The organism is Flavobacterium cupriresistens, assembly GCF_020911925.1.
GTDB lineage: Bacteria > Bacteroidota > Bacteroidia > Flavobacteriales > Flavobacteriaceae > Flavobacterium > Flavobacterium cupriresistens.
Genome location: NZ_CP087134.1, coordinates 3,325,932 through 3,347,743 on the forward strand (window position 1 = coordinate 3,325,932; position 21,812 = coordinate 3,347,743).

The 21,812-nt window shown below is 39.0% G+C and carries 7 protein-coding genes; 5 read left to right on the forward strand and 2 right to left on the reverse strand.

The window, feature by feature from the left end; translation table 11 throughout:
• From LNP23_RS14210 to LNP23_RS14230, 5 genes are all read left to right on the forward strand, one after another.
• Complete coding sequence (locus LNP23_RS14210) at positions 1 to 14,034, forward strand: Ig-like domain-containing protein (RefSeq protein WP_230001698.1); 14,034 nt, start codon at positions 1 to 3, stop codon at positions 14,032 to 14,034.
• A gap of 43 nt (positions 14,035 to 14,077) precedes the next feature.
• Positions 14,078 to 15,010 carry a PorP/SprF family type IX secretion system membrane protein gene (locus LNP23_RS14215; protein ID WP_047779272.1) on the forward strand — a complete coding sequence of 311 codons (933 nt, stop codon included), beginning with the start codon at positions 14,078 to 14,080 and terminating at the stop codon, positions 15,008 to 15,010.
• Positions 15,011 to 15,021: 11 nt separating this feature from the next.
• Complete coding sequence (locus tag LNP23_RS14220) at positions 15,022 to 16,956, forward strand: OmpA family protein (RefSeq protein ID WP_230001699.1); 1,935 nt, start codon at positions 15,022 to 15,024, stop codon at positions 16,954 to 16,956.
• A gap of 246 nt (positions 16,957 to 17,202) precedes the next feature.
• The gene (gene ligA / locus LNP23_RS14225) at positions 17,203 to 19,209 is read left to right on the forward strand and encodes an NAD-dependent DNA ligase LigA (RefSeq protein ID WP_230001700.1); all 2,007 of its coding nucleotides are present in this window, start codon (positions 17,203 to 17,205) and stop codon (positions 19,207 to 19,209) included.
• On the forward strand, positions 19,196 to 19,882 hold the full coding sequence (locus tag LNP23_RS14230; protein ID WP_047779274.1) for a lysoplasmalogenase family protein: 687 nt from the start codon (positions 19,196 to 19,198) through the stop codon (positions 19,880 to 19,882). Before ligA ends, LNP23_RS14230 begins: the two co-directional genes overlap by 14 nt.
• Positions 19,883 to 19,913: 31 nt before the next feature.
• Here LNP23_RS14230 and LNP23_RS14235 read toward each other — a convergent pair whose 3' ends face one another.
• Both LNP23_RS14235 and LNP23_RS14240 read right to left on the reverse strand, forming a co-directional pair.
• Positions 19,914 to 20,822 (reverse strand): hypothetical protein, encoded by a 909-nt coding sequence (locus LNP23_RS14235; protein WP_230001701.1) that lies wholly within the window; start codon positions 20,820 to 20,822, stop codon positions 19,914 to 19,916.
• Positions 20,823 to 20,861: 39 nt separating this feature from the next.
• On the reverse strand, positions 20,862 to 21,773 hold the full coding sequence (locus LNP23_RS14240; RefSeq protein ID WP_047779276.1) for a bifunctional metallophosphatase/5'-nucleotidase: 912 nt from the start codon (positions 21,771 to 21,773) through the stop codon (positions 20,862 to 20,864).
• Positions 21,774 to 21,812 lie beyond the last annotated feature (39 nt).

Genomic DNA, 21,812 nt, shown 5'->3' on the forward strand with positions numbered 1-21,812 from the left:
ATGAAAAAAAATTTTACTTTTTATGATCTCCATTTTATGAAGAGATTGTTAGGACTATTATTTTTATTGTTTTTATGCAATAAAACATTTGCGCAAACATTTTGTAGACCAGTATCACAAACGAATGGTATTTCTGGTATATGTGTTGGCTCAAGTATAACTAATCCTACGGCGGCTTTCGACAATGATCCCGGTTTGACCACCTTTACGACTATGAATACGGTCGTCGGGGTTTTGTGTTCGGTCCAGGAAACAATGGTCTTGAACCAAACAGCTAAAGCTGGTGATGAAATTGTCTTTTACATTGGTAACGGCAGTGGCTTACTTAGTTTAGGATTGTTATCTACGGGTACCATTCAGGCTAAGTTAAATGGCACTAATGCAGGGCCAAGTGTTGCAATGGATAGTCCTTTGCTTAATTTAAGTTTGCTTCCGGGTAATACAACCGGAATATTAAAGTTTAAGCTGACAAGTGATGCCAATCAGGTTCAAATTCAGCTGGGAGGTGTTTTAAGTGCCTTAGTTAATTTAAGAATTTATGATGTTCGTTTAGAGTTTGCAGACCCAACAGTGACAGGCGGTTTAAGTCAGACTGTTTGTTCTGGAAATTCTATTACATTAACAGCAGCTCCTTCAGTGGGAACTACTTTGGCATGGTACGATTCGGCAACTTCTACAACGGCTTTAATAGGAGGGAACTCTTTTTCAAGTCCAGCTTTAACGACGAATACAACCTATTATATTGGAGTTACAAGGGCAGCAGGTTGCGAAAGTAATGAGAGGATACCGGTTGTTGTAAATGTCTCGAATCCTGTTGCACCGGTAATTAGTACAACCGGAACTGCAATTTGTTCGAGTGGCAGTACACAGCAAACCACCTTATCGGTCATAAATCCAATTTTAGGAACTACTTATAATTGGTATACTGCAGCAAGTGCTGGAACACTTTTAGCTTCAGGAAGCAGCTATAGCCCAACCGTTTCGGTGGGCACTACTAGTTTTTATGTAGAAGCAGTTATAGGCTCTTGTTTAAGTTCAACCCGAACTCAAGTTGATGTGGTGTCAACAGCAGTCCCTGCACTTCCTACAGTTTTAACACAAAGTGTAACAATACAATCAGGACAAAACGCGATATTAAGCGCAACAAGTTCAGAACCGGGAGTAACTATAAATTGGTATGATGTAGCCACCGGAGGAACGGTTCTGGCTAGTAATTCTCCAACCTTTACGACTCCGGTACTAACAGCCACTAAAACGTATTACGCAGAGGCACAAAGTGCTGCAGGTAGTTGTGTGAGCAGTACCAGAGTACCTGTATTAGTAACCGTTATAAGTACGCCGCCGGGAAGTTGTCTACAGGCAAATAGTCAGGTCACTACTTTAAATGGACTTTGTTTATTGTGTACTTCAACGAATCCTAACAATTCTGTAGATGGTAGTGCTACAACAGCAGCACAGCTAACGGTTCCTGTTGGTTTAGTAAACGGATGGGTTCAGCAAACGCTTCAATTTAATAATCCGGGTAAAGCAGGAGATATTGTAGATGTTGATTTGGAATTACCTTCTGGTCTTCTTGATTTGTCTTTATTGAATTATATTAGTTTGGCTACTTATAATGGAGCGACTTTTAATAACGATAGAGTTTCAATTAATAATATAGTAAGTATACAATTATTAGGAGGAAATAAATTTAGAGCCAGTGTAACTGCAGGAGCCAATTTTGACCGTGTCGAAGTTCGATTAGGTGGTTTGGCTACTCTTTTAACCAGTGTGAATATTTATCAGGCTGCTTACCGATATAAAGTACCTACTGTTACCGGAAATACAACAATTTGTAGTGGACAAACCACAACATTAACGGCAGGTCTTGCTGTTGGTGAAACAATTGCTTGGTTTGATGCTTTAACAGGAGGAAATTTATTAGCCAGTACAGCATCCTATACTACTCCGGCTTTGACTTCGGCGGTAACTAATTATATACAGATCACCAGAAATGGTTGTGTAAATAGTGAGCGCTCGCCGGTGCAAGTATTGATTGATAATCCGTTGGCACCAATAGTGGCTGCTGTTCCTGCAAGTATTTGTAGCGGACAGACTTCAACTATAACCATTCAATCTCCAGTGCTTGGTACAATTTATAAATGGTATGATGCGGCGGCTGCCGGAACTTTGTTGTTTACGGGAACTTCTTTCGTAACACCAAATTTAACAGCAAACACCAGTTATTATATAGAAGCGGGAATTAACAGTTGTATAAGCGCTTTAAGAACGCAAGTCGACGTTACTGTTAATCCATTACCGGCTGCTCCAATTGCGGCATCGTCTAATGTGATCATTCAGTCCGGACAAAGTGTTAGTTTGCAAGTATCAAGTCCTGAACCGAATGTTGAATTTGATTGGTATGACGCAGCTGTTGGCGGGACATTATTAGCTACTGCCACAAGCACTTATGTAACACCAGTGCTAACAGCAAATACAACTTATTATGTTACAGCGAGAGGTCTTCTTTCCAGCTGTATAAGTAGTGTAAGAACACCTATTAATGTTGTCGTAAGTGCTTCAATTAGTTCTTGTCTGCAAGCCAATTCGGAGGTTGTTACTAAAGGAGGAACGACAATATGTTTATTATGTAGCTCAAATAATGATGGAAATGCTGCTGATGGGGATGTAACAACAGCTTCAACACTTAACATTCCTTTAGGATTATTAGGAGATCATATTGAGCAAACATTAACGTTCACTACTTCTGGTCAATCAGGTGATATTATAGATGTTGAATTGGGAATTCCTACCGGACTTCTTGATATTAGTCTTCTTTCCAATATCACTTTACAAAGTTTTAATTCAGGTGTTCCTAATAGTGATCAGATTTCTATTAGTTCACTTGTGGATATCCAACTATTAGGAGGAAATCGTTTTAAAGCTAGTTTTACAGCTGGTGGGGCCTTTACCAGTGTTCGTGTTCAATTAAACGGACTTGCTACTGTTCTGACCAGTCTGAATATTTATGATGCATCATTTAGATATAAAAATGCAACCGTTACAGGAGCTTCTTCACCTATATGCAGTGGACAAACGGCTACTTTGAACGCCAGTACAACTGCAATAGGAGAAACATTTAAATGGTTTGATTCCGCAACCGGAGGTATAGAGCTTTCTGCTTTAGCAAGTTATACTACTCCTTCATTAACAGCGTCAACAACGTATTATCTGGAAGCAACACGTGGTGGTTGTATCAATACCGTTCGTGAACCAATTACGGTGACCGTATCTCCATTTGCAACAGCTGCAAATATTACAATTGCAAGTCCTGTTGAAGCTTCTTGTGCCGGAGTAGTTACACTTTCTCCGACATCAGCTTTGGTCGGAGCACAATTTAAATATTACGGAGATCAGGCTAAGACTATTCCAATCTTAGACGCGGGTACCGGTGGATCAGGTGAGACTTATGCAATAAATCCAACTACCTATGCTTTGACGGTTAGTGGTTTAACAGCTGGAGCGTCGCCTTACTCTTATTTTATTTCCGTTGTGAATGCAACCAATTGCGAAAATGAAGCAGGAAATTTAAAAGAGGTAACCGTTACCTATCCAACAACGACAGGTTTAACTTTAATAGCAGTTCCACTACAAGGATGTGGAAGCGTTAATTTGAAAGATGCAATAGTTGGTTTCGATACTTCAGGAAATACAACTTATACTTTTTATGATCCGTCAAATGCGATTATAACTGCAGACGCTGCAGCAAGTGTAAGCACAAGCGGCGTTTACTCTATTCAGGCGCAGGGCAATGGAATTACCTGTCCTTCGTCTAAACAAACGGTAACCGTGACGATCAATGCCTTACCAACTTTGGTGGTGACACCTTCGATATCTGTGAATACTGGAAGCAATGTAGCTTTAAACGCAGTATCTGATGGAACATTGGCATGGTTTGATCCACAAGGGAATGCTTTAGTAGGACCAGCCTTTGAAACTGGTGTATTAAACACGCCTGGAATTTATACTTATACAGTAGTAGCAAGTAATGCGAATTGTACAAGAACCGGAACTGTTTCTATTAATGTTATTGACCTGAATAGTTGTCAATCATTAACAGAACGAGTTTATGCTACTACACAAACCTTTGGGTTTAATATAACGGGAGGAGTATCAAATCCGGGTAATGCCGTTGACGGAAGTACTCGAACGTACTCTACCATTACAACCGGAATTGGACTTTTAGGAGTTGGGACTACCTGGCAAGATTTGAAATGGCCGGCTAATATTGTAAAAGGAACTCCGGTAACGGTTAAGTTGGGAACTGAATTAAGTCTTTTGGCCTTAGGACAAAACCTATCTGTGATCGGAACTAAAAATGGAGTAAACATAGGAACTTTTCAAACGGTTTCAGGATCATTGTTGAACCTATTGTCAGGAGACAGTGCTTTCGAGTTTACTTTTGTTCCAAGTGATGGTACCGGACCACAAGATTATGATGGAATAAAAATTCAAATGGCATCACTTGTAAGTGTAGCACAAAGCACAAAAGTATATGATGCTTATTATACAAGATCAGTTTCTACTGTAGTTTGTACTCCTGGAGATATTCAGGATATTTATTACGGAGCAGTAGATTTAGGAGTAGGAGCTTTGACTGCTACAGTGGGTGTTAGCGATGCATGGAATGTAGCAGATAACGATATCAGTACTTTTGCTACTATGTACAGCGGTGTTGGGGCACTTGCTGCGGCTGATTTAACTGTAGCATTTAAAACTCCCTCAATAGTAAGTGATACTTTAAGAATAGTAATCTCAAAACCGGGAACTATTTTGGCAATTAATTTACTTACCGGATTTACGATTCAACGTTATTTAGGTGATGTTGCGGTTGGAACTCCGATAGATAATACAAGCACCTTATTAAGTTTGAAATTGTTAGCAGGTGATTCAATGGCTATCGTTTTAGTGAATTCGCAACCTGAACCTTATGACAGAGTTAGAATTCGTTTTGGTGGTGTTGCGGGAGTCTTGGATAATCTAAGAGTTCATACCGTTGACCGAGTAGCCAATACGAAAGTAGTAGGGGGTGATATAAACAATAAGGTCACGGTCTGTCCGGGAACGGCGGTCACGCTCCAGATACCCGAAGTAGCTTGTTCAACTTATAAATGGTATGACGCACCAACAGGAGGTAATGTTGTGGCAACCGGTATTTCTTATACTATTCCGACTACCTTGGCGGCAGGAATTTATAAATATTATATACAACCGGTAAGATACAACTGTGAAGCTTTTACAAGAGGAGAAGTAACCGTTGAGGTTAGAGCTTCAAGCCCGGTAAATACTTTAACAAATATTACTTTAAACGGAGGAGCAGTTACTTCTATTTGTTCTCCATCTGGAACCGTAACTTTAGCAACTGGCTTAAGTGGTACTCCGGTACTAACAAATCCGATATATTATTGGTATAGTTTTGATGGAACAACAAGTCAGTTAATTGCGGGAGAAACAACTGCTCAATTAATTGTAAATGGTTTAACACCGGGAACCTATACTTATTATGTAGGGGTTAGTTCAGATGAATTATGTGAAACCGCGGCGATAGATAGAAAACAGATTACATTTACAATACTGCCTCCTTCTATCAAGACCGATATTCTGGTTGACGGGACATCCGTATGTCATAACATAGCGGCATCCTTGACACCAACCGCACCTACTTTAACAAATGCAGTATTTACGTGGTATTTGGATGCGAATAAAACGCAGCCTATAACAAATGGAGCTGTTATTGGCGGGGTTACTTACGCAATAAGCGGCACAGGTGTTTTAACAGCAACTGGCTTAACAAAAGCCTTGAGCCCAATTATATATTATGTGGCCGTTTCCAGTGATGGAACCTGCGAAAATATTGCCGGTACACTTCAGGAAGCGACAATAGTTATAATTGATCCTAATACACCAACTACAACCGATACTACTCAGGATTTCTGTTTGATAAATGCTCCGACTTTTGCGAGTATTCAGGTAAATGAAAGTAATGTAGTTTGGTATAATGTAGCAACGGGAGGAACTGCTTTTGCACCAACAGCGGCATTGACCAGCGGAGTTTATTATGGTGCTGTTTTAGACCTTTTAAACAGTTGTGAGAGTTCTGTTCGTTTACAGGTAACTATCAGTGTAACCGATCCGGGAACACCAACGACTACAGATACCACGCAAGATTTCTGTTTGGTAAATGCACCAACCTTTGCGAGCATACAAACCAATCAGGCTAATGTCGTTTGGTACAGCGTTGCAACAGGAGGAGTAGCGATTGCCCCAACAACAGCTTTAACGAGCGGTACTTATTATGCTGCCTTGTTAGACGCTACAACAGGTTGTCAAAGTAATGTGAGATTATTAGTTACGATCAGTGTAACCGATCCGGGTACGCCGACTACTACAGATACTACACAAGATTTCTGTTTGGTAAATGCACCAACCTTTGCAAGTATACAAACCAATCAGCCTAATGTCGTTTGGTACAGCGTTGCAACAGGAGGAGTAGCGATTGCACCAACAACAGCTTTAACGAGTGGTACCTATTATGCTGCTTTACTAGACGCTACAACGGGTTGTCAAAGTAATGTAAGATTATTAGTTACGATCAGTGTAACCGATCCTGGTACACCAACTACAACCGATACTACACAAGATTTCTGTTTGGTAAATGCGCCGACTTTTGCGAGTATTCAAACGAATCAGGCTAATGTAGTTTGGTACAGTGTTGTAACAGGAGGAACAGCTATTGCGCCTACAACGGCTTTAACCACTGGTGTTTATTACGCTGCTTTGTTAGACGCTACCACAGGTTGTCAAAGCAACGAAAGATTGCGAGTTACTATTAGCGTAACCGATCCGGGCACACCAACGACTACAGATACTACACAAGATTTCTGTTTAGTTAATGCACCAACGTTTGCGAGCATTCAAACGAATCAGCCTAATATAGTTTGGTATAGTGTAGTAACAGGTGGAACTGCCATAGCACCAACAACAGCTTTAACCAGCGGTGTTTATTATGCTGCCTTGTTAGACGCTACCACAGGTTGCCAAAGCAACGAAAGATTGCGAGTTACTATTAGTGTAACCGATCCTGGTACACCAACGACAACAGATACTACACAAGATTTCTGTTTGATAAATGCACCAACCTTTGCAAGTATACAAACCAATCAGCCTAATGTCGTTTGGTATAGTGTAGCAACTGGAGGAGTAGCGATTGCACCAACAACAGCTTTAACGAGCGGTACTTATTATGCTGCCTTGTTAGACGCTACAACGGGTTGTCAAAGTAATGTGAGATTATTAGTTACGATCAGTGTAACCGATCCGGGTACACCAACCACTACAGATACTACACAAGATTTTTGTTTAATAAATGCGCCAACCTTTGCAAGTATACAAACGAATCAGGCTAATGTAATTTGGTACAGTGTGGTAACAGGCGGAACAGCCATTGCACCAACAACAGCTTTAACCAGTGGGGTTTATTATGCTGCTTTGTTGGATGCTACCACAGGTTGTCAAAGCAACGAAAGATTGCGAGTTACTATTAGCGTAACCGATCCGGGTACACCAACAACAACAGATACTACACAAGATTTCTGTTTGGTAAATGCGCCAACCTTTGCGAGTATACAAACGAATCAGCCTAATGTCGTTTGGTATAGTGTAGTAACAGGTGGAACTGCCATAGCACCAACAACAGCTTTAACCAGTGGTGTTTATTATGCCGCTTTGTTAGATGCTACCACAGGTTGCCAAAGTAACGAAAGATTACAAGTTACAATTAGTGTAACCGATCCGGGCACACCGACTACTACAGATACTACACAAGATTTCTGTTTGGTAAATGCGCCAACCTTTGCAAGTATACAAACCAATCAGCCTAATGTCGTTTGGTATAGTGTAGCAACTGGAGGAACTGCCATAGCACCAACAACAGCTTTAACGAGTGGTACCTATTATGCTGCTTTGCTAGACGCTACAACAGGTTGTCAAAGTAACGTAAGATTATTAGTTACGATTAGTGTAACCGATCCAGGTACACCAACCACTACAGATACAACACAGGATTTCTGTTTGGTAAATGCACCAACATTTGCGAGCATACAAACCAATCAGGCCAATGTGGTTTGGTACAGTGTGGCAACAGGCGGAACAGCAATAGCTCCGACTACAGCTTTAACCAGCGGTACTTATTATGCTGCTTTGTTAGACGCTACAACAGGATGTCAAAGTGCTGTGAGATTACAAGTTGCCATTAGTGTAACCGATCCGGGCACTCCGACATTAGTAACTGCAGGAACTCAAAACTTCTGTTTAGTTAATGCACCAACGTTTGCAAGCATTCAAACCACTCAGGCTAATGTCGTTTGGTATAGTGTTGCAACGGGTGGTATAGCTATAGCTCCGGCTACAGCCTTAACGAGTGGTACTTATTATGCTGCTTTATTAGATGCTACAACGGGTTGTCAAAGTGCTGTGAGATTACAAGTTACCATTAGCGTAACTGATCCGGGCACACCGACTACAACCGATACTACACAAGATTTCTGTTTGGCAAATGCACCAACGTTTGCGAGTATACAAACGAATCAGACTAATGTTGTTTGGTATAGTGTTGTAACAGGTGGAACCGCTATTGCACCAACAACAGCTTTAACCAGTGGGGTTTATTATGCAGCTTTGTTAGACGCTACCACAGGTTGTCAAAGTAACGAAAGATTACGAGTTACTATAAGTGTAACCGATCCGGGTACACCAACTACTACAGATGCCACACAAGACTTCTGTTTGGTAAACGCACCGACATTTGCAAGTATTCAGGTAAACGAGCCAAATGTGGTTTGGTACAATGCGACAAGTGGAGGAACTGCTTTTGCTCCAACAGCGGCATTGACCAGTGGAATTTTCTATGGAGGTATTGTAGATCCGGTTACAGGTTGTCAAAGTGCCGTAAGATTACAGGTTACCATCAGTGTAACCGATCCGGGCACACCGACGACTACAGATGCTACACAAGATTTCTGTTTGGCAAATGCACCAACATTCGCGAGTATTCAAACGAATCAGGCTAATGTTATTTGGTACAGCGTTGCAACAGGAGGAACAGCCATTGCGCCAACAACATCTTTAACCAGCGGCGTTTACTACGCAGCTTTACTAAATGCTACTACAGGATGTCAAAGTACTGTGAGATTACAAGTTACTATTAGTGTAACCGATCCGGGCACACCAACATTAGTAACTGCAGGAACTCAAAACTTCTGTTTAATAAATACGCCAACATTTGCCAGTATTCAAACTACTCAGGCTAATGTCGTTTGGTACAGCGCTGCAACAGGCGGAACTGCTATTGCTCCGGCTACAGCTTTAACGAGCGGTACTTATTATGCTGCTTTGTTAGATGCTACAACAGGTTGTCAAAGTGCCGTGAGATTACAAGTAACTATAAGTGTAACCGATCCGGGTACACCGACTACAACAGATACTACACAAGATTTCTGTTTGATAAATGCACCAACTTTTGCAAGTATTCAAACGAATGAGACTAATATCGTTTGGTACAGTGTTGCAACAGGCGGAACAGCCATTGCACCAACTACAGCTTTAACAAGCGGAGTTTATTATGCAGCTTTGTTAGACGCTACAACAGGTTGTCAAAGTAAAGTAAGGTTGCAGGTTATCATTAGTGTAACAAATCCAGGCACACCAACTACAACAGACACAACACAAGATTTCTGTTTGGTAAATGCACCTACATTCGCAAGTATTCAAACGAATCAGACTAATGTAGTGTGGTACAGTGTTGCAACAGGAGGAACAGCTATTGCACCAACTACAGCTTTAACCAGCGGTACTTATTATGCTGCTCTGCTAAATGCGATAACAGGTTGTCAAAGTACCGTAAGATTACAAGTTGCTATTAGTGTAACTGATCCGGGTACACCAACAACAACAGATGCAACACAAGACTTCTGTTTGGTAAATGCGCCAACTTTTGCCAGCATTCAAACGAATGAAACGAATGTCGTTTGGTACAGTGTGGCAACGGGAGGTACAGCTATCGCTCCGGCAACAGCTTTAACAAGCGGTACTTATTATGCTGCTTTGTTAGATGCAACTACAGGTTGTCAAAGCGCCGTGAGATTACAAGTTGCCATTAGTGTAACTGATCCGGGCACACCGACATTAGTAACTGCAGGAACTCAAAACTTCTGTTTGATAAATGCACCAACGTTTGCAAGCATTCAAACTACTCAGACTAATGTCGTTTGGTACAGTGCTGCAACAGGCGGAACAGCAATTGCTCCGACAACAGCTCTAACAAGTGGTGTTTATTATGCTGCTTTATTAGATGCCACAACGGGTTGTCAAAGTGCTGTGAGATTACAAGTTACGATCAGCGTGACCGATCCGGGCACACCGACATTAGTAAACGCGGGCACTCAAAACTTCTGTTTGATAAATGCACCAACATTTGCGAGTATTCAAACGAATCAGGCTAATGTAGTTTGGTACAGTGTTGCAACAGGTGGAACAGCAATAGCTCCTGCAACAGCTTTAACCAGCGGTGTTTATTATGCTGCTTTGGTAAATACTACTACAGGTTGTCAAAGTGCGGTGAGATTGCAAGTTACTATTAGTGTAACCGATCCGGGCACACCGACAACGACAGATACAACTCAAGATTTCTGTTTGATAAATGCGCCAACTTTTGCGAGTATTCAAACGAATCAGACTAATGTAGTTTGGTATAGTACTGCAACTGGTGGAACAGCGATTGCTCCTGCAACAGCTTTAACGAGCGGTACTTATTACGCTGCTTTGTTAGATGCAACTACTGGTTGTCAAAGTGCCGTAAGATTACAAGTTACCATTAGTGTAACCGATCCGGGCACACCGACATTAGTAAATGCGGGCACTCAAAACTTCTGTTTAGTAAATGCACCGACATTTGCGAGTATTCAAACCACTCAGACTAATGTCGTTTGGTACAGTACCGCAACAGGAGGAACAGCGATTGCTCCAACTACAGCTTTAACGAGTGGTGTTTATTACGCTGCTTTGGTAAATACTACTACGGGTTGTCAAAGTGCGGTGAGATTACAAGTTACTATTAGTGTAACTGATCCGGGCACACCGACATTAGTAAATGCAGGAACTCAGAACTTCTGTTTGGTAAACGCACCAACATTTGCGAGTATTCAGACTACTCAGGCTAATGTGGTTTGGTACAATGCTGCAACAGGTGGAACAGCGATTGCTCCGGCAACAGCTTTAACCAGCGGTGTTTATTATGCTGCTTTGGTAAATACTACTACAGGTTGTCAAAGTGCAGTGAGATTGCAAGTTACCATTAGTGTAACCGATCCGGGCACACCAACAACGACAGATGCAACACAAGACTTCTGTTTGATAAACGCACCAACGTTTGCGAGTATTCAAACGAATCAGACTAATGTAGTTTGGTATAGTACTGCAACTGGTGGAACAGCGATTGCTCAGGCAACAGCTTTAACCAGCGGTACTTATTATGCTGCTTTATTAGACACAACAACAGGATGTCAAAGTGCGGTGAGATTGCAAGTTACGATCAGTGTAACCGATCCGGGTACACCATCACTAGTAAATGCAGGAACTCAAAACTTCTGTTTGATAAATGCACCAACATTCGCGAGTATTCAAACGAATCAGGCTAATGTAGTTTGGTACAGTACCGCAACAGGAGGAACAGCGATTGCTCCGGCAACAGCTTTAACCAGCGGTGTTTATTATGCTGCTTTGGTAAATACTACTACAGGTTGTCAAAGTGCAGTGAGATTACAAGTTACTATTAGTGTAACCGATCCGGGCACACCGACATTAGTAACAGCAGGAACTCAAAACTTCTGTCTGATAAATGCACCAACGTTTGCTAGTATTCAAACCACTCAGACTAATGTCGTTTGGTACAGTACCGCAACAGGTGGAACAGCGATTGCTCCGGCAACAGCTTTAACCAGTGGTGTTTATTATGCTACTTTGTTAGATGCAACAACAGGTTGTCAAAGTGCGGTAAGATTACAGGTTACCATCAGCGTAACCGATCCGGGCACGCCAACATTGGTAACTGCAGGAGTTCAGAACTTCTGTTTGTTAAGCTTACCGACATTTGCGAGTATCAAAACCAATCAGGCTAATGTAGTTTGGTATAGTACTGCTGTTGGTGGAACAGTAATTCCGTTAACAACACTCTTGACGACAGGTGCTTATTATGGAGCTATTCTGGATCCGGTAACGGGTTGTGCAAGTGCTAACAGATTACAAGTTCAGGTTACTGTTGGAGCTCCAAATAACCCGACCACACCAAACTCTCAACAGGTATTTTGTTCTACAGCTGCTGCTACAGTGGCAGACATAGTAGTCAATGAAACAAATGTTGCTTGGTTCTATACCGCTTCCGGTGGTACACCAATTCCAGCAAATACGCTCTTAACAACACAATCGTATTATGGAGCTATTTATGATGCCACAAACGGCTGCGAAAGCTTAGTGAGATTACAGGTTAAAGTAACAGTGGCACAACCTAGTCCTAAACCAACTACAGGTTCAGTTACACAAAACTTCTGTATAGTTAATGCGCCTACTTTTGCTAGTATTCAGGTAAATGAACCTAATGTGGGGTGGTATAGTACACCTACTGGTGGAACTATAATTCCATTAACAACAGCTTTGACCAGTGGTACTTACTATGGTGTTATTTTAAGCGCTGTTAATTGTGAAAACCCGGATAGATTAGAAGTGATCGTAGATGTAAATTCACAAGGAATTATTACAACTTCAAAACCAGTACAAACGTTCTGTTTATCTGCAAATCCAACGATAGAAGATATCGAGGTTAATGAAACAGGCGCTATCTGGTATACTTCAGCTACTGGAGGAACGGCATTACCGGCAGGAACACTTCTTGTTGCAGGAACCTACTATGCTACAGCACAGGACAATATGACTAATGGCTGTAATAATGCTGTACGATTAGCAGTTGTAGTTAATTTCTCTAATGATGATTTGGTTCTGATCACAGCTAGTGACGATACGCCATGTGTTTTTGACGGGGTAACCTACTCAATTGCCAATGGAAAATCAAATTACGTATGGTCTATTACTAATGGAACGATTCTTTCAGGTGGAGGAGCATCAGACGGCTCAGTAACAGTTTCTTGGTCCGATATCGGTCCTGGTAAAGTTGAGGTTGCCTATTTAAATACCTGTAATGATAATACTTATAAATCATTAGATGTAATAGTAGCTACCTGCTCAGACTTAACCATATCGAATGTTGTTAGTAATCCTACAGCAAATTTTGGAGATACTGTAATGTTCACTATTGTAATAGGAAACGTAGGAATGGGGAATTTTATTAATGTAGAGATTAATAATTTTTTACCGGCCGGCTATCGTTTTATCGGAGCATTTGTAACTTCAGGTGTATATACGGCTTCTACCGGAATGTGGAGTATACCAACTTTAAATTCAGGTCAGACCGTAAAACTGGAAATCACGGCTGAGGTATTACCACCTTTAAGTGTTAACACTAATAAAATGGGTAGTTCTCCACAAGGCAAAATGGCAGCGGCAATACCTGCGGATTATTATTTAGATGTCGCAAAAATTGTGGTTTCAATGCCTCTGGATGTTAATTTACTCAATAACACCGCTACAGCAACAATTACTCCGACCTGTTTAACAGTGTACAACGAGTTTACGCCAAATAGCGATGGACTAAATGATTTTTTCAGAATTGATTGTATCCAAACCTATCCGGACAATGAACTAAAAGTCTTCAATAGATATGGTGCATTAGTATACAGTAAAAGAAATTATGAAAATACTTGGGATGGAACTGCGAACGTTTCCGGAGTTGTGAATAGAGGAGATATGTTACCAACAGGTACTTATTTCTATGTGATAGACACTGGAGACGGAACGATTAAAAAAGGCTGGTTATCTATAATGAGATAAGCTTCTATTAATCATCTAATTAATTAACTAAATAAGTATCGTTATGAAACTATATATAAAATTATTAGAAACGTATTTCATTCTAATATGTTCTTTTATTACATTTTGTGCCAGCGCACAACAGGATCCACAGTACACGCAATACATGTACAACACTATGGCGATAAATCCGGCTTATGCCGGATCTACCGGAACTTTAGAAGCAACACTTTTGCATCGTTCTCAATGGGTTGGAATTTCCGGTGCTCCGGAAACACAATCGTTTTCTGCTCACACACCACTCCGCAATGAGAAAATTGGTCTGGGACTAAGTGTCGTAAACGACAAAATCGGTCCTTCAAGCGAATTGTATCTGGATGGAAACTTCTCTTATTCATTGCCACTTGGTTATGAAAAAAGATTAGCATTTGGTTTAAAAGCAGGTTTTAGAATGTTGGATATAGATTGGTCTAAAGGGAGATTTTATGATGAGAACGATGTTTTGTTAAATCAAAACATTAGCAACCAGATGAAACTGGCAGTTGGAGCGGGAATTTATTATTACACCGACAAATGGTATGTTGGGTTTTCAGTTCCAAGCTTCATTCAGAATGATTATTACGATGATGTACAAGAATCAATAGATTATGATCGCTTACATTATTATTTAATGGGAGGATATGTATTTGACTTAAGTCCAAATTTAAAATTTAAACCGGCATTTTTAGTAAAAGCAGTAAATGGAGCTCCACTTACTGCTGATGTGTCGGCGAATTTTATGATTGCGGAAAAATTTGTAATTGGAGGTGCCTACAGAACGGATGATTCCGTTAGTATCTTGGCAGGCTTTCAAATAACAAAAAGTTTTTACCTCGGATATGCTTTCGATTATACGGTCAGCCAGTTAAATAAGTACAACGATGGTACACATGAATTCATTCTGCGCTACCAGTTTACTAAAAATCAAAGTAAAATCAAATCCCCAAGATTCTTCTAAAAATGAAGCTTATGAAAAAATTGTATATACTAAGTTTATTCGTGAGTTTTACGGTTAGTTTTGCTCAAACGAATTTAAAGAAAGCGGACGCATTGTTTAAAAACTTTTCCTATTTAGATGCTTCAAAAGCCTATGAGGAGTGTTTGCAAAACATAAAAAGTCCTTCAGCACAAACGTTAAAGAACGCTGCTGATTCGTATTACTTCAATTCCGATTCAAGGAATGCACTCAAATGGTACAGGAAGTTATACGAAGTGCAAGGCAATAATTTAACAGATATCTACTACCTGCGTTACATTCAATCTATGAAAGCAGTTATGGATTATGACGAGGCAGATAGGGTCACAAAAGAATATTTAAATAAAAAAGGAGATCAAAAAGAGATCAATCGCTATGTCGCTCAGAAAACCCAAATGGATAGTTTAGCTAAAACGAAATCTCTTTATCAAATTAGAAATTTAGATATTAACACCAGTAAATCTGATTTTGGAGCTACTTATTTTGTAGATAAAATTGTATTCTCTTCTGCCCGAGACACAACAAAATTCGGAGATAAGTTATACACCTGGAACAACCAGCCTTTCCTGAATTTGTATTTGGCCGACAGAAATCCTGCCGATGGTAGTTTGTTTAACGAAACAGTGTTTCTGGCAAACGTAATGACTAAATACCATGAGGCGACAGCCACTTTTGACAGTAGCGGGAAAACCATTTACTATTCAACAAATATTGTAAAGAAAAACAAACTGGTTGTAGATGAAAACAAAATCAACAATTTTCAAATTATCGAAGGAAAAATAGTAGATAATAAACTCGAGAATCCGCAAAAAGTGTTTTTTGACAGTGAAGAGTATTCCGTTGGACACCCTTCTTTAAGTGATGACGGGCAGTTGCTCTTTTTTGCGTCAGACATGCCGAACGGATTTGGTGAAACAGATTTGTATTATGTGAAAATTGCGGCCGACGGAACCATGAGTTCTCCTGTAAATTTAGGACCAAAAATCAATACAATTGGGAATGAAGTTTTTCCTTTTTTCAGAAACGGAGTTCTTTATTTTTCTTCAGACGGGCATTATGGCTGGGGAGATTTAGATATTTATGAAAGTAAAATGTTGTCTGATGGAAGTTTTACTACACCCCGAAATTTAGGAGCGCCAATAAACAGTAACAAAGATGATTTTTCTTTTATAATTGATAAGGCCGGTGAATTGGGGTACATTTCTTCCAACAGAGACGGCGGTAAAGGAGACGACGATATTTACGCTTTTGAAAAAGGAAAACCAATTTGCAATCAATCGATATCCGGTATGGCAGTCGACAGAAAAACCAAATTGCCACTGGACGATGTTGTAATTATGGCTTACAATTCCTATAGCGAAGTTCTGGGCGAAACAAAAACCAACTATGAGGGCAAATATGCAATAGAAGTTCCTTGTGGGAAAGTGATTAAAATGATTGCGGCAAAAATGAACTACAGTAGTGATGAAAAAACAGTAGAAACTACCAAGGTAAACGGAGGCGAAATCAAAGATGTCAATTTTGAACTTAGTAATTACGATGACTTAGTCGTAAAGAAAAAAGGAGTTGAAAAAGTAGACGTAAAACCAATTTATTTTGATTATGATAAGTACGATATTACACCTCTGGCTATCGAAGAGCTAACTAAGGTTGTTTTTATCATGCAAAAATTTCCAAACATCCGAATCAAAATAGAATCTCATACCGATTCTCGCGGAAAGGATGCTTATAATATGGTGCTTTCAGATAAAAGAGCCAAATCAACCCGTGATTATATTGTTTCTCAGGGGATTGACGCTTCCAGAATAGAAAGTGCAATAGGGTATGGGGAAAGCAGACTAATTAACAGATGTAAAAATGGTGTAAAATGTTCAGAAGCAGAGCATTTATTAAACAGACGTTCTGACTTTATCATTATCCAGAAATAGTTTTGTATTCCGGCTCTGGTGGTTTGATCAGGAGCTTAAAAGTGCAACACGAAGATACCATTGGAAGTTGGTTTTTATTAATTCTTTTTTTAAGAATGATGGACATGAAGGAAATCAGGTTGTATGAATTTACAGCCTGATTTTTGGTTTTTTAAAACTTTCATTTTTTGATGTTTTTCAATAAAAATAATCCTAATTTTGAGGTACAATTAAACAACATTCCAATCTGTATCATTTTAGTATTTTATGAGTATTCAAGAGACCATTCAAACGTTACGAAACGAACTTAATCAGCACAATTACAATTATTATGTACTTGATAATGCTACAATTTCGGATTATGAATTTGACATCAAATTAAAAGAGCTTCAGGACTTAGAAAATAAGAATCCGGAGTTTTTTGACGAAAATTCACCAACGCAGCGAGTAGGAGGTACGGTTACCAAGAATTTTAAAACAATTGCACATCAATACCGAATGTATTCTCTGGACAATTCTTACTCCAAAGACGATTTGAAAGATTGGCAAAACCGAATCCAGAAAGTACTGGGCAATGTTGATTTGCAATATACCTGCGAACTAAAGTACGATGGTGCTTCAATAAGCATTACGTACGAAAACGGAAAATTGACTCAGGCTTTAACACGTGGTGATGGTTTTCAGGGAGATGATGTAACGAACAATATTAAAACCATAAAATCAATTCCGTTACAGCTAAAAGGAAATTACCCGGATCGATTTGATATCCGTGGAGAAATTATACTTCCTTATGCCGGTTTTGAAAAAATGAACCAGGAATTAATCGAAATTGGCGAAACGCCTTATTCCAACCCAAGAAATACAGCTTCGGGAAGCTTAAAATTACAGGATAGTGCTGAGGTTGCCAAACGTCCGTTAGAATGCCTATTGTATTTTGTAACCGGTAATAATCTGCCTTTTTCCTCTCAGTATGATGGATTGGAATCAGCTCGAAAATGGGGCTTTAAAGTACCAAACGAAGCCAAATTAGTTCATAACCTGCAAGAAGTTTTTGATTTTATTGATTATTGGGACGTTCATCGTCACGAACTGCCTTATGAAACAGATGGTGTAGTAATAAAAGTAAACAGCATTCAGCATCAGGAAGAATTAGGTTATACAGCAAAATCACCGCGCTGGGCTATTGCCTATAAGTTCAAATCTGAACAAGTTTCAACGAAATTAAATTCAATCTCCTATCAGGTAGGGCGCACAGGAGCAATTACACCCGTGGCAAACTTAGAACCTGTTCAATTGGCAGGAACCGTTGTAAAAAGAGCTTCTTTGCATAATGCAGATCAGATTGAGAAATTAGATATTAGAATTAACGATACCGTTTTTGTTGAAAAAGGAGGAGAAATTATTCCTAAAATCATTGCTGTAGATTTAGAAAAACGTCCTGAGAATTCGGAAATAACACACTATATAACACACTGTCCGGAATGTCAGACTGAGTTGGTCAGAAACGAAGGAGAAGCCAATCACTATTGCCCTAATTTTTATGGATGTCCGCCGCAGATTATCGGACGTATTCAGCATTATATTTCAAGAAAAGCGATGGATATTGAAGGTCTTGGAGGTGAAACGGTTGCTTTGCTTTTTAATAACGGATTGGTACATAATTATGCCGATTTGTATGAATTGACCGTAGCGCAAATTTTGCCTTTGGAAAGAATGGCACAAAAATCGGCTGAAAATCTGGTAAATGGAGTTCAAAAATCAAAAGAGATTCCGTTCGAGAGTGTCTTGTTTGCTTTAGGTATTCGTTTTGTTGGAGAGACAGTAGCAAAAAAATTAGCCAAACATTACAAGAATATTGATGCATTAGCTCAAGCTTCTTTAATGGATTTGATTTTGGTGGATGAAATTGGCGAAAGAATTGCAAAAAGTGTTATTGAGTTTTTTGAGAATGAGGAAAACCAAAGTATAATTGATCGTTTGAAAAATCAAGGCGTTCAATTTGAAATTGTTGAAAAAGTAAATCCGAATGCTACTGATAAATTTGCAGGAAAAACATTTGTGGTATCAGGTGTTTTTACTCAATTTTCGCGCGATGAATTAAAGAAAGCGATCGAGGATAACGGAGGAAAAGTAGGAAGTTCGATCTCTGCCAAAACAGATTTTGTGGTGGCAGGAGATAATATGGGACCAGCCAAATTAGAAAAAGCGAATAAGTTAAATATTCCAATATTGTCCGAAGAAGATTTTATAAACAAATTAAATGAAAGCGAATAAACCGTCTTTGATTTTGTTTTTTCTAGCCTTACTCTTTACGATCATTTTTGATTGTATGGAACAGGATTTCTTGGTAATCTATACGAAATCAATCGTTCTGCCGGCTATTTTTATTTATTTTCTGATTAGTAGCGATTTTAGAATCGGTAAGATAGAAAGTTTAATTTTTCTATTCTGTTTTATAGGCCAGGTCTTCGAAATCATGGCGATTGAAGCTTCTGAAATTGGTGGTGTATTGAGCTTTTTGATTGTTTATATCTTGCTTTTGATGATTTTTGTACGGGAACACGAAAAATTGAAACTAACCAGAAAAGATGTTTTGCCAATCGGTATAATTGTTATATTTCTGGTTTATCTGTTGGTTTCTATACTAAACCTGCAGTTTTATAACATGAAGAAGTTTATTATTCTGTATACTATTTATGGCGTTGTTTTGGGGTTTGTGAGCTATTTTTCGTTTGCAAGTTATATCACAAAAGGAACCCATATCGCCTTGCTAATGTCATTAATGACGATTAGTTTTATGTTCTCCGATGTGTTTTACGTATTCAATCAAAGTTTTTCGCATTCCATTGTTTTAGTGATAATCCGGGATGCCACGCAAATTATGGCGTACTACTTTATGGTAGAATATTTTCTGGAAAAGATTAAAATTCAAAAGAAAATCAGATAAAGTTTTTAGGTAGACAAAATTTCGTTTAACTTTAGATCACAGGATTTTCAGATACTTTACCGGTAATTAAATCAATTGTGTTGTGGGTGTAAAGCAACACCTTATTTTCGAAAAAATCACTTGAGAACCCGCCACGAAATTGATACGCTTCAATTTGGTTTACAATTTCTCCATTGGTAGCATCCACCACATATTCTGCTCCCCAACTATTGGATTCAGTAGAAGAAGCGTAAAGGGCTAAAAGTTGTCCATTTTCTGTTTGAAATATATCAGAAGAGTTTATTCTTCCTCCATCTTTTCCTAAGTAGTTAAAATCTTTATACCACTTTATTTTGTAATCGCGATCAAAGCAATACAAAACATTTGTTTCGGTGACCAGATAGATAAAAGTGAAATCGACCGAAAATTTTATTCGGCTTATCATTGCTTTGGTACCAAATTTAATCGATTCAGTCTTACCGGTAGCAAAATTGAATAAATAACAAGTATCTTTAGTATTCTCACAAGGTGCAAGAAAAGTATCATTTTCAGGATCTAGATCTCCTTTATAGGTTCTTATTTGTTTGGGTAATTCGGCGGTGATTTGCTGGAGTGACAAATCATAACAAAAGGGTTTCTTTTTGCTTGCGACGATTATAATTTTATTTCCTTTAGCATTAAACTCAACGTCATAAATACAATAATTGTCGGTATTTAGTAATACAGTTTCATTTTCATGATCTGTAATTACTAAATCCGTTCTGTAAGCTCTGGTGTTTGACGAAGTTCTGGTAATGGCAATCCTTTTTCCGTCAATTGAGATGTTTTGGGGCTCCCATTCCGGAAAATCAGCTAAGTATTTTTTTTCCTGAGTATTAAAATCAAATAAAAAAAGTCCTTTTGTATTATTTGGTTTTCTATTTCCAAACAATCCAATTTTAGAATGCCTGTTTACGATCATGTCTTAGTCTTTGTATTTTAGGAATCAAATAAAAGGTAATTACACAATAATAGACCTTCCTTGATTGCTGTGCGCTTTGTCTTTGTCAAAGTAAAAATCAATTCGGCCTAAGTTAATTCCGTAACAACCAACTTGATTTACCAATACTTCTGTTCCGATTTTGTTTTTTACAACAGTCGGTTTGTCCAGAAAAGTATGCGTATGTCCGCCAATAATTAAATCAATATCCTGAGTTAATTGCGCCAGCTTTAAATCGCAGATTCTTGAAGGATCATTTTTATATTCGTAACCCAAATGAGAAAGGCAGATGACTAAATCACATTTCTCTTCTTTTTTTAATAATTGGGTCATATCCTGAGCAATTTCAACAGGATTGTTGTAGATCGTTTCTTGGTACATTTGTTTGTCAACTAAGCCGGCAAGCTCAATTCCAACACCAAAAACGCCCACTTTGATTCCGTTTTTGTGAAAAATTTTATACGGTTTTATAAGTCCGTTCATAACGGTGTTTTTAAAATCGTAATTAGAACAAATAAAATCAAAACTGGCATGAGGCATTTGAGCATGTAAACCATCAAGTCCGTTGTCGAAATCATGATTTCCGATCGTTGAGGCATCATATTTCATCATACTCATCAGCTTAAATTCAAGTTCACCTCCATAGTAATTAAAATACGGGGTTCCCTGAAAAATATCACCGGCATCCAATAAAAGCACATTTGGATTTTCTTTGCGAATGGTTTCTATAAGAGCCGCTCTGCGAGATACACCACCTTTATTTGCATTACGCGGATCATCAGCCGGAAAAGGGTCGATGTGGCTGTGAACGTCGTTGGTGTGTAAAACAGTTAAGTGTTTAATATCGTTGGATTCAAAACTGCTTAATGATAAACCTAAGCTTAATAAAGCAGTACTGGCAGCCGTTTTTTCGATAAATTCTCTTCTTTTCATTGGTATATTTTTTAGCTGGACGCTGAGTGTAATTGTAAT